A 14921-nucleotide genomic window follows, 5' to 3' on the forward strand; every position below is an offset into this window, starting at 1 on the left:
TCCTCAACGGCAAGGTCGCCAATGGCGGCCCGAAAAAGCTGGCCAAGGGCACGACCATCGACAAGGCCTACCTGGCCGATGTCGAGAAGTACCACTGGTTTGACATTCGTCCGGCCGACGATGAAGTCGCTTCGCAGCTGGAAAGCATCAAGAATTCGATGGAGCAGACGCGCCACAGTTTCGATTTGTCTTTCGAAGAGAAGCGCAAAAAGCTCACGCAAGGCGACGAGTTGCCGGCGGGCGTGCTCAAGATGGTCAAGGTTTACCTCGCTGTCAAACGTCGTTTGCAGCCCGGCGACAAGATGGCCGGCCGTCACGGCAACAAGGGCGTGGTGTCCAAGATCGTTCCGGTCGAAGACATGCCTTACATGGCAGACGGCACGCCCTGCGACATCGTGCTCAATCCGCTGGGCGTGCCTTCACGCATGAACGTCGGACAGGTGCTTGAGGTTCACCTGGGTTGGGCTGCCAAAGGCCTGGGGCATCGCATCGGTGACATGCTGCAGGCAGAAGCCAAGGTGCAGGAGCTGCGCAGCTTCATGGAGACGATCTACAACAAGTCGGGTCGGGCTGAAGACCTGTCGAAGCTGTCAGATACCGACGTCCTTGAGATGGCCGGGAACCTGACAACTGGCGTGCCTTTCGCAACGCCGGTGTTCGACGGCGCCTCGGAAGCCGAGATCATGGCCATGCTGCAGCTGGCTTACCCCGATGACCTGGCCAACACCAAGGGCCTGACGGCAACCCGGACCCAGGCCCAGCTGTATGACGGCCGTACCGGCGACCAGTTCGAGCGCACCACCACTGTGGGCTATATGCACTTCCTGAAGTTGCACCACCTGGTGGACGACAAGATGCATGCGCGCTCGACCGGACCTTACTCGCTGGTCACCCAGCAGCCGCTGGGCGGCAAGGCGCAGTTCGGTGGACAGCGTTTCGGCGAGATGGAGGTCTGGGCGCTGGAAGCTTATGGCGCTGCCTACACGCTGCAGGAAATGCTGACCGTCAAGTCCGACGACGTGCAGGGCCGTACCAAGGTGTACGAGAGCATCGTCAAGGGCGAGCACGCCATCACGGCCGGCATGCCCGAGTCGTTCAATGTGCTGGTCAAAGAGATCCGTTCACTCGGTATCGATATCGAACTCGAACGTAGCTAATCGCAGGAAAGAAAAGGATTTAACTCATGAAATCATTACTCGACCTGTTCAAGCAGTTCACGCCGGATGAGCATTTCGATGCCATCAAGATCGGCATGGCCTCGCCCGAAAAGATCCGTTCGTGGTCGTTCGGCGAAGTCAAAAAGCCTGAAACCATCAACTACCGCACCTTCAAGCCAGAGCGCGACGGTCTTTTTTGCGCCAAGATTTTTGGCCCTATCAAGGACTACGAATGCCTGTGCGGCAAGTACAAGCGCCTCAAGCATCGCGGTGTCATCTGCGAGAAGTGCGGCGTTGAAGTCACGCAGACCAAGGTTCGCCGCGAACGCATGGGTCACATCGACCTGGCTGCTCCCTGCGCGCACATCTGGTTCCTGAAGTCGCTGCCGTCGCGTCTGGGCCTGGTGCTCGACATGACGCTGCGCGACATCGAGCGCGTGCTGTACTTTGAAGCGTACGTGGTGACCGACCCCGGCATGACCCCGCTGAAGAAATTCAGCATCATGTCCGAGGACGACTACGACACCAAGAAGCGCGAATTCGGTGACGAGTTCACCGCGCTGATGGGCGCCGAAGGCATCAAGGACCTGCTCGAAGGGCTGGACCTCGACGTCGAAATCGACAAGCTGCGCAACGACCTGACCGGCTCCGAAATCAAGATCAAGAAAAACGCCAAGCGCTTGAAATTGATGGAAGCGTTCAAGAAGTCCGGCATCAAGCCCGAGTGGATGGTGCTGGACGTGCTGCCCGTGCTACCGCCCGACCTGCGTCCGCTGGTGCCACTGGACGGCGGCCGCTTTGCGACCTCCGACCTGAACGATCTGTACCGCCGTGTCATCAACCGCAACAGCCGTCTGCGTCGCCTGCTCGAGCTGAAGGCACCGGAAATCATTGCCCGCAATGAAAAGCGCATGTTGCAGGAAGCGGTCGATTCGCTGCTCGACAACGGCCGTCGTGGCAAGGCCATGACGGGCGCCAACAAGCGCGCGCTGAAGTCGCTGGCCGACATGATCAAGGGCAAGTCAGGCCGTTTCCGCCAGAACTTGCTGGGCAAACGCGTCGACTATTCCGGCCGTTCCGTGATTACCGTGGGCCCAACGCTCAAGCTGCACCAGTGCGGCCTGCCCAAGCTGATGGCGCTCGAACTGTTCAAACCCTTCATCTTTGCGCAGCTTGAGTCGCGTGGCATTGCCACCACCATCAAGGCCGCCAAGAAGGAAGTCGAATCCGGCACGCCAGTGGTCTGGGACATTCTGGAAGAGGTCATCAAGGAACACCCGGTGATGCTGAACCGTGCGCCTACGCTGCACCGTCTCGGCATCCAGGCCTTTGAGCCGATCCTGATCGAAGGCAAGGCGATTCAGCTGCACCCGCTCGTCTGCTCGGCCTTCAACGCCGACTTTGACGGTGACCAGATGGCTGTTCACGTGCCGCTGTCGGTCGAGGCGCAGATGGAAGCACGCACGCTGATGCTGGCCTCGAACAATATTTTGTTCCCGGCCAACGGCGAGCCGTCGATTGTTCCGTCGCAAGACGTGGTGCTGGGTCTGTACTACACGACGCGTGACCGCACCAACGGCAAGGGCGAAGGCCTGGTGTTCTCGGACACCGGCGAAGTGCGCCGTGCCTTTGACTCGGGCGAGCTCGACCTGAACGCCCGCATCAGCGTGCGCCTGACCGAGTGGACCAAGGACAAGGAAACCAAAGAGTTCGTGCCCTCGACCAAGCTGTGGGAAACCACTGGCGGCCGTGCGCTGCTGTCCGAAATCCTGCCCAAGGGTTTGCCTTTCTCCAACATCAACAAGGCGTTGAAGAAAAAGGAAATCTCCAAGCTCATCAACGTGTCTTTCCGCAAGTGCGGCCTGAAAGAGACCGTGGTGTTTGCCGACAAGCTGCTGCAGTCGGGTTTCCGCCTGGCGACCAAGGCCGGCATTTCGATCTGCATCGACGACATGCTGGTGCCCAAGGAAAAGCACGCCATCATTGCGCGCGCCCAGAAGGAAGTCAAAGAAATCGAGCAGCAGTATGTCTCGGGTCTGGTGACCTCCGGCGAGCGCTACAACAAGGTGGTGGACATCTGGGGCAAGTCCGGTGACGAAGTCTCCAAGGTGATGATGGCCCAGTTGTCGAAAGAGCGGGTCATTGACCGCCATGGCAAGGAAGTCGAGCAGGAGTCGTTCAACTCCATCTACATGATGGCCGACTCCGGTGCCCGCGGTTCCGCCGCGCAGATTCGCCAGGTGGCGGGCATGCGCGGTTTGATGGCCAAGCCTGACGGCTCCATCATCGAAACGCCGATTACCGCCAACTTCCGCGAAGGCCTGAACGTGCTGGAGTACTTCATCTCCACCCACGGTGCGCGTAAGGGTCTGGCCGACACGGCGCTGAAAACCGCCAACTCCGGTTACCTGACGCGCCGCCTCTGCGACGTGGTGCAGGACCTGGTGGTGACCGAAGAGGACTGCGGCACGCTGGATGGCGCCCTGATGCGCGCCATCGTCGAGGGCGGTGAAGTGATTGAATCGCTTCGCGACCGTATCCTCGGCCGCACCGCGGTCGAAGACGTGCTGCATCCCGAAAACCGGGCGGTGCTGGCCAAGGCCGGCACCATGCTGGACGAGGACCTGATCGAGGAGCTGGAAGCTGCCGGCGTCGACGAAGTCAAGGTGCGCACGGCGCTGACCTGCGCCACCCGCTTTGGCCTGTGCGCCAAGTGCTATGGCCGTGACCTGGGGCGCGGTGGCCTGATCAACATCGGTGAAGCGGTCGGTATCATTGCCGCGCAGTCGATTGGCGAGCCCGGCACGCAGTTGACGATGCGGACCTTCCACATCGGTGGTGCGGCATCGCGTGCCGCGATTGCCTCGAGCGTCGAGGCCAAGTCCAACGGCGTCATCGGTTTCAACGCACCGATGCGCTATGTGACCAACAGCAAGGGCGAACTGGTGGTGATTGCGCGTTCCGGCGAGATCGTCATTCATGACGAGCATGGCCGCGAGCGTGAGCGGCACAAGGTGCCCTACGGCGCCACGCTGACCGTCAAGGCCGACCAGACCATCAAGGCCGGCGCCATTCTGGCTAATTGGGATCCGCTCACGCGCCCCATCATTACCGAGTTCGCCGGCAAGGTGGCCTTCGAGAATGTGGAAGAGGGCGTGACGGTGGCCAGACAGGTTGACGATGTCACCGGCCTGTCCACCCTGGTGGTAATCGATCCGAAGCGCCGCGGCGCAACCAAGGTGATTCGTCCCCAGGTCAAGCTGATCGACGCGACCGGTAACGAAGTCAAGATTCCCGGCACCGATCACTCGGTGACGATTGGCTTCCAGATCGGCGCGCTGGTTCAGGTGCGCGACGGCCAGGACGTGGGCCCCGGCGAGGTGCTGGCCCGTATCCCGATCGAAGGCCAGAAGACCCGCGACATTACCGGCGGTCTGCCACGCGTGGCCGAGCTGTTTGAGGCGCGTACGCCGAAAGACAAGGGCACGCTGGCCGAAATGACCGGTACCGTGTCCTTCGGTAAGGAAACCAAGGGCAAGGTCCGCCTGCAGATCACCGACCCGGAAGGCAAGGTCTGGGAAGACCTCGTGCCCAAGGAGAAGAACATCCTGGTGCACGAAGGCCAGGTGGTGAACAAGGGCGAGAGCATTGTCGATGGCCCGGCCGACCCGCAGGACATCCTGCGTTTGCTGGGCATGGAAGAGCTGGCCCGCTACATCGTCGACGAAGTGCAGGACGTTTACCGCCTGCAGGGCGTGAAGATCAACGACAAGCACATCGAAGTGATTGTTCGCCAGATGCTGCGCCGTGTTGTCGTCGAGAACGTGGGCGAGTCCAGCTACATCGCCGGCGAGCAGGTCGAGCGTTCCGTGATCCTGGACGCCAACGACGCACTGCGCTCGGCGGGCAAGGTGCCGGCCATCTTCAGCAACCTGCTGCTCGGTATCACCAAGGCATCGCTGTCGACCGACTCCTTCATTTCTGCGGCTTCCTTCCAGGAAACCACGCGCGTGCTCACCGAGGCTGCCATCATGGGCAAGCGCGACGAGTTGCGTGGTTTGAAAGAGAACGTGATCGTCGGTCGCCTGATTCCTGCCGGTACCGGCATGGCCTACCATGAGGCCCGCAAGGCCAAGGACCTGATGGACGACGCCGAGCGCCGCGCCATTGCCGATGCCGAGGCGCTTGAGCTGGAGGCCGCACACGCCGAAAGCAGCGACGACAGCGCGGCTTCCGAGTAAACCTGCCGCAGCGCTGGGTGAACCCCGCCAAAAGCCTCCCGGGTGCAAGCCCGGGAGGCTTTTTTTTTGGCAAAGCCCGGCTGGACAGGCGGGCGTCTCTGAATCGCTCAAAAATGACCAAAAAATGGCCCCAGCCCAAGCGGTTATTGCACGGTATGCTACCAAAACAATAGCAAATTGAGAGCTGACGGGAAAACGCCACAGCGGTGGCGTAAAAAACGGTTAATCTCGCTGCGCGCCCGTCGGGAAAACCGCCCCGCCCCGGCGTAACGGTGCGCCCGGGTTCGCCGGCACCGTTCCACCTGATGTTCAAGGAATTTTCGTTATGCCTGTCAGTACCCTCGTCCTGTTCGCCGCGCTGGCCTTGCTGATTTTTTGGGCAGTAGGCGCCTACAACCGCCTGGTGCGCCTGAAAAACACCATCGCCAACGCCTATGGCCAGATCGATGTGCAGCTCAAGCGCCGCTACGACCTGATTCCCAACCTGGTGGACGCCGCCAAAAAATACCTGCAGCATGAGCAGAGCACGCTGGAGGCCGTCACGCTGGCGCGCAACCAGGCGCGCAGCGCCAGCGATGCGGTGCGAGCCCGTCCCGCCAACGCGGCGGCCATGACGGCACTGGTGGCCGCCGAGCAGGTGCTGGAAGGCAGCCTGGGCCGCCTGTTTGCCGTGGCCGAGGCTTACCCCGAACTCAAGGCCGACCAGACCATTCGGGAACTCAGCGAAGAGCTGACCAGCACCGAAAACAAGGTCGCCTTCGCGCGCCAGGCCTACAACGACGCGGCGCTCGATTTCAACAACGCGCAAGGCCAGTTCCCGGCCCTGCTGATCGCCCGCCTGTTCGGCTTTGCGCCCTCGGTCATGCTGCGCTCGACCGACAGTGCCGCAGAACGCCAGGCCGTTCGCATTTCCATGTAACGCCGCAGCCAGCCGGCCAGCCCCACTCCGACCCGACCATGCGTTTTTTTGAGCGACAGGAAGCCGCCCGCGCGCAAACCACGCGCTTGCTGCTGCTGTTTGGCCTGACGGTGCTGGCGCTGGTGCTGGCCGTCAATGCCGCGCTGGCGCTGACCTGGCGCATGGTGTCGCCCGGCTTCAGCGGCTACCCGGCTTACTTCTTTACCGTCAACAGCGGCCTGACCCTGCTGTTCGTGCTGGGCGGCTGGTGGCTGGAAACCTCGGCGCTGCGCGGTGGCGGTGAAACGCTGGCGCGGCGCGCCGGCGCGCGCGAGGCCTGGCCCGCCAGCCGCGACGCCGAGCGCCGCCTGTGCAACATCGTCAGCGAACTGGCCATTGCCGCCAGCATGAAGCCGCCCCTGGCCATGGTGCTGGACCGGGAAGAGGGCATCAACGCCTTTGCCGCCGGCTGGGACGAGCGTGATGCGGTGATCGCCGTGACCCGGGGCGCCCTTGACAGCCTGACGCGCGATGAGCTGCAAGGCCTGGTGGCCCATGAGTTCAGCCATTTGCGCGAGGGCGATACCCGCCTGAACATGCGGCTGGCCGGCATGGTGTTCGGGCTGGAAATGATCTTCAACCTGGGCAGCAGCATGTGCGAGACCGACGAAAACGGCAACCGCTCGTTCCTGGCGCTGCCCGGCTTTGCCATCAAGGCCACCGGCTCGCTGGGCTGGCTGGCGGGGCGCGCGCTGAAGGCCGCGGTGTCGCGCCAGCGCGAGTTCCTGGCCGATGCCCGGGCCGTGCAGTTCACCCGCAGCAAGGACGGGCTGGGCGGTGTGCTGCGCAAGGTGGCGGGCCAGCAGGCGCAGGGCGGCAGGGCACGCAGCCACCTGCACCCGGCGGTGCAGCACATGCTGCTGGTCAACGCCCACACCGAGGCGCGCTGGTTTGCCACCCATCCGCCCTTGCCGGAGCGCATTCGCCGCATCTATGGCCGGCCCATGGCGGCCTTGTCCCCGCACGACGAAGAGGCCGCCACGCGGCCGGACGCGATTTTCTGAATCGCGCGGCGATGCCGCTGCGTCTGCGTTGGGGTCTGCCTCTGCGTCGTGCCGATCCGGTCGCAGGCGCGGCACGGGTGCCTTGACCGCCAGCGCGGGCGCCGCCTGGCTACTGGATACTCCCTATAGGGCGCACCGGGCCGCGGGGTAAATTGTCACCCACTTGTCATCGTCAGGAGGACTCATGAGAACCCGAACCCTCGCCCGCGTCACGCTGTCTTTGCTCTGCCTTGCGCTCAGCCCGCTCGCGCTGGCGCAAGGCGCTGCGGGCGCGCAAGCCCTGTACACCCAAAGCCTGGCGGCCACCTGCGCCAACTGCCACGGCACCAACGGCAAGGTCACCCAGGGCTCCAGCGTGCCGGCGCTGGCCGGGCTCGATCAAAGCTACATCGTGGCCCAGATGGACGCCTTCAAGTCCGGCGCCCGCCCCGCCACCGTGATGCACCAGCTCAGCAAGGGCTTCAATGACGCGCAGATCGCCTCGCTTGCGGCCTATTTTGCGGCGCAGAAGAAGTGAGCCGGCCCACAACAGCATGCAAGGACTCAGCACCATGAACACGCCCCATCCCTCTCCCGCTGTGGCTGGCTACAAGCGCCGCTCCTTTTTGCAGTCCACCGCCGCCCTGAGCCTGCTGGGCCTGACCGGCTGCGCCAGCATGGCCGGCATCCCGTCCAGGGCCAAGGTGGTGGTGATTGGCGGCGGCTACGGCGGCGCCACGGCCGCCAAGTATGTGCGCCTGCTGTCCGGGCACAAGATTGACGTGGTGCTGATCGAGCCGCAGCCCGCCTTTGTGTCCTGCCCCATTTCCAACCTGGTGCTGGGCGGCAGCAAGCAGATGGGTGACATCACCATGTCCTACGCCGGCCTGTCGGCAAACCACGGCATCACGCTGGTCAGGGACTCGGCCAGCGCGATCGATACCGCCAGAAAAACCGTCACGCTGGCCGGCGGCGCCACCATTGCCTACGACAAACTGGTGGTCTCGCCCGGTATCGAGCTGATGTTTGACAGCATTGAAGGCTTGAAAGATGCCAATGCCTCGGGCCAGATTCTGCAGGCCTGGAAGGCCGGCGCCGAGACCGTGGCGCTGCGCCGGCAGCTCGAAGCCATGCCCGATGGCGGTGTCTATGCCCTGACCATTCCCGAGGCGCCTTACCGCTGCCCGCCCGGCCCCTACGAGCGCGCATCGGTGATTGCCGCCTACTTCAAGGCGGCCAAGCCGCGCAGCAAGGTGCTGATTCTTGACGCCAACGCCGATGTCACCTCCAAGGGGCCGCTGTTCAAAAAGGTCTGGGCCGAACAGTACGCCGGCATCCTTGAATACCGCGGCCAGCACAAGGCGACGGCGGTTGATGCCAAAGCCGGTGTCATCAGGCTGGATGTGCAGGACGACGTCAAGGCCCATGTGCTCAACGTCCTGCCCGCCATGCGCGCCGGCAGCATCGCCGTGCAGACGGGGCTCAACAACCAGGCCAATAACCGCTGGTGCGGCGTCAATTACCTGACGTTTGAGTCCACCGCCGCCAGGGACGTGCATGTGCTGGGCGACGCCATCCAGATTGCGCCCGGCATGCCCAAAAGCGGCCACATGGCCAACAACCACGGCAAGGTGGCCGCCGCCGCCATCGTGGCCCAACTCTCGGGCTGGGACGTGAACCCCGCGCCCATGCTGACCAACACCTGCTACAGCTTCGTGGACCCGAAAAACGTGATCCACGTGGCCAGCGTGCATGAGTATGTGGCGGCTGAAAAAACCTTCAAGACCGTGGCAGGCTCAGGCGGCGTCAGCCCCGGCCCGACCGAGCTCGAAGGCACTTACGCGCTGAACTGGGCAAGCAACATCTGGGCCGACACGTTGAGTTAGCCCCCACGGTCGCTCACTGCGTGTAGCTTCCTGCCCCCCGAGGGGGCCGCCCCGCCTGCAGTCCGGCAAAGCCGGTCCTGCGGCCGGTACTTGAAAAGACGAGCTCCCACTGCCCCTGGCAAAGCCGGTCCCGCGGCCCCTGCTTGCCATTCGGAGTGGCCAGTGGGGGTGGTGGTCTCGTGGCTGGTCTAATACGGGTTGGCTGTCCGTTCCGGGCGGCATACATGAGCCCGATGCAAGACAACCCGACCCAAGTTCCCCTGTGGCGCCAGCTTCAGGGGGCAGCCTCCTTATTGATGGCCGTTCGCGACGGCCAGTCCATGACCGCCGCGCTGGAAGATGTCGATGCCCAGCTGCGCCCTGGCGTGCAGGCGCTGGGCTTTCATGCGCTGCGCTGGCTGGGCCGCGCCGAAGCGCTGCGCCAGCAACTGGCCAAACGCCCGCCACCGCCGGAGGCCGATGCCCTGCTGTGCGTCGCTTTAGCGCTGGCATGGTCTGAAACTGGGGACCGTGTCGGAGCGCAATTTTCCGCCGGGCCGCCCCTGGGAAAATTAGCCCCCTCGGGGGGAAGCGTAGTACGCGAAGCGACAAGCGTGGGGGCCATGTACACGCCCCATACGCTGGTCGACCAGGCGGTGGAAGCCGCCAAGCGCAGCGAGGCCACGCATCATCAGGCCAGCTTCATCAACGGCTGCCTGCGCCGCTTTTTGCGCGAACGGGACGCGCTGGTGGCGCTGACCGACAAAAATCCGCAAGCCGTGTGGAACCACCCGCAGTGGTGGATAGACCGGGTGCGCAAAGACCACCCCGAGCACTGGCAGGCAATCTTGCAGGCCAACAACAGCCGGGCGCCGCTGATTTTGCGGATTAATGAACGAAAAACGACTCAAGCCCAATACTTGCACTCATTGTTTGCTATCAATATAGAAGCATCGGCAGTTGGCGAACAGGGCGTGATTCTCGCCAGCGCCCAGCCGGTGCCGTCGCTGCCAGGCTTTGCCGACGGGCATTTTTCGGTGCAGGACGCCGCCGCGCAACTGGCCGCGCCATTACTGCTGGGCGGCCTCGCTGCGCAGGGTGACAAGGGCCAACGGCTGAAGATTCTCGACGCCTGCGCCGCCCCCGGCGGCAAAACCGCGCACCTGCTGGAGCTGGCCGATTGCGAGGTGACGGCGCTGGACATCGATGCCCGCCGCTGCGAGCGCGTTGCGCAAAACCTGACGCGCCTGGGCTTGCAGGCGCAGATCGTGGTGGCCGATGCCGGCCAGCCCGCCGACTGGTGGGACGGCGAGCTGTACGACGGCATCCTGCTGGACGCACCCTGCACCGCCTCGGGCATTGTGCGGCGTCACCCCGACGTGCGCTGGCTGCGCCGGCCTTCCGACATTGCCCAGCTGGCCGGCATCCAGGCGCATCTGCTGGCAATGCTGTGGCCCCTGCTCAGGCCGGGCGGGCGCTTGCTGTATTGCACCTGCTCGGTTTTCAGGGCTGAAGGTGACATCCAGATACAAACGTTTGTTGCACACCACACCGACGCCTTATTAATGCCCTCGCCAGGTCATTTGCTACCGCAAAGTGGCGTCCAAGCCACAGTCTTCCCGGACAATTTGCTGCGTGAGCACGACGGTTTCTATTACGCAAAGCTTGAAAAACGCCGCCCTTAAAACGGCAGTGCGCGTCCTGCTGGGCGTTTGTCTGTGCATGCTTTTGGTCTATCCGCAGCGGCAAGCCCGGGCCACCGAGGTGACCCAGTTGCAGGTGGAGCGCGGTGACGAAGGCGTGCGCCTGTCAGCCCTGGTCCGGTTTGACCTGCCGCCCGTGGTCGAAGACGCCCTGCTCAAGGGCATTCCGATGTTTTTTGTGCTGGAGGCGGACATCTACCGCGACCGCTGGTACTGGGCCGACCTGCATGTGGCCAGCGCGGCCCGCACCATACGGCTCGCCTATCAGCCGCTGACCCGGCGCTGGCGCGTCAATATTGCGGCCGGGCTGATCAGCAATTCGGCCGGGCTGCGCGCCACCCTCAACCAGAACTACGACACCCTGCCCGAGGCGCTGGCCGTGATCCAGCGCGTGGCCCGCTGGAAAATTGCCGAAGCGTCCGAGGTGAATCCAGACGCCGGCCACAGGCTTGACTTCAGCTTCCGGCTTGACCTGTCCCAATTGCCCCGACCCTTCCAGATTGGTGTGGCCGGGCAAAGGGACTGGACCATTGCCGTGCAGGTGAAAGACCGCCTCAGGCTGGAACCTGCGGCGGCAGCGGCGCCTGCACTGCCGGCCGCCAGCAGCACCGAGGCCGGCAAATGAGCCCGCTGCGCGAGGTGACCTCGATCAAAAGCAGCAAGGCGTTTCGCTGGACCATAGGCGTTGGCGTGGGCATCATGGCGGCGCTGGGGCTGGTGCTGCTGTTCCTGCTGACCCAGGCCACCGGCAACCGCGAGCTTTACGAGCGCAACTACGCGCTGCTGTTTGGGCTCAACGTGGCGGTGGCTGGGCTCTTGCTGCTGGTGATTGGCTGGATCGTGCTGCGCCTGGCGCTGCGCCTGCGCCGGGGCCGTTTTGGCAGCCGCCTGCTGGTCAAGCTGGCGGCCATTTTTGCGCTCGTCGGTTTGCTGCCGGGCATGATGATTTATGTGGTGTCCTACCAGTTCGTCTCCCGCTCCATCGAGAGCTGGTTTGATGTCGAGGTCGAGGGCGCCCTGGCGGCCGGGCTGAACCTGGGCCGTGCCACGCTGGACACGCTGGCGGCCGACCTGGCCAACAAGACCCAGCAAGCAGCCACGCAGATTTCGGATATCCCCAACACCTCGGCCGGCCTGGCGCTGGAGCGCCTGCGCGACCAGCTTTCGGCCAGCGACGTGGTGCTCTGGAGCGCCTCCGGCCAGGTGATTGCCAGCGCCGGCGAATCGCGCTTTTTGTTCAAGCCCGAGCGACCGTCGGCGCAGCAGCTGCGCAGTGCGCGCAGCCAGCGCGTCATCACCCAGATTGAAGGCCTGGATGAGGTGGTGCCGGGCGGCAACGGCGAGCTGGGGACCGACAGCACGCCGCCGCCCACCGCCGGCCCCCCCGGCACCACGGCCGGCAGCAACGCCCGCATCAAGGCGATCGCGGTGGTCAACAACCCGAATCTCAATGTACTGGGATCGTCACGGTTTTTACAAGTCACCACGGTGCTGCCCGCCGGCCTGGTGGCCAATGCCATCGCCGTGCAGGAGGCCAACCGCGAGTACCAGGAGCGCGCGCTGGCGCGCGGCGGCCTGCGCAAAATGTACATCGGCACCCTCACGCTCAGCCTTTTTCTGGCGGTGTTTGGCGCCGTGTTGCTGGCGGTGCTGCTGGGCAACCAGCTGGCCAAGCCGCTGCTGGTGCTGGCCGAAGGGGTCAGGCAGGTGGCCCAGGGCGACCTCACGCCCAAGGCCGCCCTGCAGGGCAAGGACGAGCTGGGCGGGTTGACCCGCTCCTTTGCCGAGATGACGCAGCAGCTGTCTGATGCGCGCACGGCGGTGCAGCAAAGCATGAGCCAGGTCGATGCCTCGCGCGCCAACCTGCAAACCATTCTTGACAACCTCACGGCGGGCGTGATCGTGCTCGACAGCCGCGGCCGCATCGAGTCCAGCAACCCCGGCGCGACCCGCATCCTGCGCGCTCCGCTGGCCGCCTGGCACGGCCAGTTTCTCGGTGAAGTCCCTGGCCTCGAGGTGTTTGCCAAAGCGGTGCAGGCCCAGTTTTCCAGTTTCCTCACGGACCCGCACAGCGAACCGCCGGCCGAAGCCGCACCCCACGCGCAGGAGCAGTGGCAGCAGTCGTTTGAACTCAACGCCGCCATGCCCGGCTCCCCCGACAATGCCATCACCCTGATCGCGCGCGGCGCCAAAATGCCGGGCACCGACGAGTTCTTGCTGGTGTTTGACGATGTGTCGGAAATGGTGTCGGCCCAGCGCGCGCAGGCCTGGGGCGAAGTCGCCCGCCGGCTGGCGCACGAAATCAAGAACCCGCTGACCCCGATCCAGCTGTCGGCCGAGCGGCTTGAAATGAAACTCACCGGCAAGGTGGCAGAGCCCGAGCAGCTGCTGCTCACCAAGTCCGTCAAGACCATCGTGGACCAGGTCGACGCCATGAAACGGCTCGTCAACGAGTTTCGCGACTACGCCCGCCTGCCGGCCGCACAGCTGCATCCGCTGGACCTCAACGCCCTCATCACCGACGTGCTGCAGCTCTACCTCAGCGACAGCGTCGGCCAGCCCGGCAGCGGCAGCGCCGTGGTGCCGGTGCAGGCCGAACTGGACCCGCGGGCGCCCCCCATCAAGGGCGACGCCCAGCAGCTGCGCCAGGTGATTCACAACCTGCTGCAAAACGCGCAGGACGCCCAGGAGGGCAAGGCCGGCGCGCGCGTCATCGTGAAGACCGAGTTTTCCGACACCGCAAAACGCGTGCGCCTGATCGTGCGCGACCACGGCACGGGTTTTCCGGCGCACATCCTCAAGCGCGCCTTCGAGCCCTACGTCACCACCAAGGTCAAGGGCACCGGCCTGGGGCTGGCCGTGGTCAAGAAAATTGCCGACGAGCACGGCGCCCGCATTGATATTTCCAACCGCATGACCGATGGCGTGGTGCAAGGCGCCCAAGTGTCGTTATCATTCGCGGTTGTGGCATAACAACAGTCGGAGTAATACTTCGGTATTGATAACAAACGAACAAACGGCGGGACAGCAATTCAATCATGGCAAATATTCTGGTGGTCGATGACGAGCTGGGCATACGCGACCTGCTCTCTGAAATTCTCAATGACGAGGGGCACCAGGTGGAACTGGCTGAAAACGCCGCACAGGCCCGCGCCGCCCGCGCCCGCGCCCGGCCCGACCTGGTGCTGCTCGACATCTGGATGCCCGACACCGACGGCGTGACCTTGCTCAAGGAATGGTCGGCCAGCGGCCAGCTCAGCATGCCCGTCATCATGATGAGCGGCCACGCCACCATAGACACCGCGGTCGAGGCCACCAAAATCGGCGCCATGGCTTTTCTTGAAAAGCCCATCACCCTGCAAAAACTGCTCAAGGCGGTCGAGCAGGGCCTGAGCAAAACCGCGCCGCGCAAACCCGTCAGCTTCAACGCCGCCGTGCACCCCATCGACCTCACGGTAGAGGCCGCCATGACCGGCGGCACGCTGCCCGCCCCGGTCGACATGGGCCCCCAGGCCACGCAGAGCTTTGTGCTTGAAAAACCGCTGCGAGACGCCCGCGACGAATTCGAAAAAGCCTACTTCGAATTCCACCTCGCCAAGGAAGGCGGCTCCATGACCCGCGTGGCCGAAAAAACCGGCCTGGAGCGCACCCACCTGTACCGCAAACTCAAGCAGCTCGGCGTCGACCTCACGCGCGGCAAGCGCAGCGCCTGAGCGTGTGGCCAATGACGAGGGGGTGATTGAAGACATCGGGGCCCGCACCGGCCGAAAGCCCCTTCTGCCTGATATATAATCTAAGGCTCAGGCCCGGTAGCTCAGTCGGTAGAGCAGAGGATTGAAAATCCTTGTGTCGGTGGTTCGATTCCGCCCCAGGCCACCAGCATTCATGCGCCCCAGCGCCCTTTTCGGGTTCTGGGGCGTTTCTACTATTCCGGTCGGATTTCTACAATTCTGAATTTTGGGCGCTATGGATACCATCCGCGATCTGCTTGCATCCATTAAGACTCAATTAAAA

The 14921-nt window shown here is 63.8% G+C and carries 9 protein-coding genes, 1 tRNA gene and 1 pseudogene; all 11 read left to right on the forward strand.

Annotation, left to right across the window (positions count from 1 at the left end; genetic code table 11):
• Window positions 1-1157: pseudogene (rpoB, locus tag RMO23_RS00705) on the forward strand (DNA-directed RNA polymerase subunit beta); the annotation flags it as partial.
• Window positions 1158-1183: 26 nt separating this feature from the next.
• Window positions 1184-5398, forward strand: a complete 4215-nt coding sequence (gene rpoC, locus RMO23_RS00710; protein WP_309678080.1) for a DNA-directed RNA polymerase subunit beta' — start codon at window positions 1184-1186, stop codon at window positions 5396-5398.
• A 325-nt stretch (window positions 5399-5723) separates the two neighbouring features.
• Window positions 5724-6317, forward strand: a complete 594-nt coding sequence (locus tag RMO23_RS00715) for a LemA family protein (RefSeq protein ID WP_309678082.1) — start codon at window positions 5724-5726, stop codon at window positions 6315-6317.
• A gap of 38 nt (window positions 6318-6355) precedes the next feature.
• Window positions 6356-7360 (forward strand): M48 family metalloprotease, encoded by a 1005-nt coding sequence (locus RMO23_RS00720; RefSeq protein ID WP_309678084.1) that lies wholly within the window; start codon window positions 6356-6358, stop codon window positions 7358-7360.
• 184 nt (window positions 7361-7544) lie between these two features.
• The gene (locus RMO23_RS00725) at window positions 7545-7877 is read left to right on the forward strand and encodes a c-type cytochrome (protein WP_309678086.1); all 333 of its coding nucleotides are present in this window, start codon (window positions 7545-7547) and stop codon (window positions 7875-7877) included.
• A 34-nt stretch (window positions 7878-7911) separates the two neighbouring features.
• Window positions 7912-9225, forward strand: a complete 1314-nt coding sequence (locus RMO23_RS00730) for an NAD(P)/FAD-dependent oxidoreductase (RefSeq protein WP_309678088.1) — start codon at window positions 7912-7914, stop codon at window positions 9223-9225.
• Window positions 9226-9458: 233 nt separating this feature from the next.
• Entirely contained in the window at window positions 9459-10889 is a 1431-nt protein-coding gene (rsmB, locus tag RMO23_RS00735) for a 16S rRNA (cytosine(967)-C(5))-methyltransferase RsmB (protein ID WP_405041538.1), read from the forward strand.
• A gap of 37 nt (window positions 10890-10926) precedes the next feature.
• On the forward strand, window positions 10927-11532 hold the full coding sequence (locus tag RMO23_RS00740) for a DUF4390 domain-containing protein (RefSeq protein WP_309678091.1): 606 nt from the start codon (window positions 10927-10929) through the stop codon (window positions 11530-11532).
• Complete coding sequence (locus tag RMO23_RS00745) at window positions 11529-13880, forward strand: ATP-binding protein (RefSeq protein ID WP_309678093.1); 2352 nt, start codon at window positions 11529-11531, stop codon at window positions 13878-13880. Before RMO23_RS00740 ends, RMO23_RS00745 begins: the two co-directional genes overlap by 4 nt.
• A 65-nt stretch (window positions 13881-13945) precedes the next feature.
• The gene (locus RMO23_RS00750) at window positions 13946-14620 is read left to right on the forward strand and encodes a response regulator (protein ID WP_309678094.1); all 675 of its coding nucleotides are present in this window, start codon (window positions 13946-13948) and stop codon (window positions 14618-14620) included.
• A gap of 90 nt (window positions 14621-14710) precedes the next feature.
• Window positions 14711-14786 (forward strand) — tRNA-Phe (locus RMO23_RS00755).
• Window positions 14787-14921: the final 135 nt, after the last annotated feature.

Source organism: Polaromonas sp. (assembly GCF_031411155.1).
Classification (GTDB): Bacteria; Pseudomonadota; Gammaproteobacteria; order Burkholderiales; family Burkholderiaceae_C; genus Polaromonas.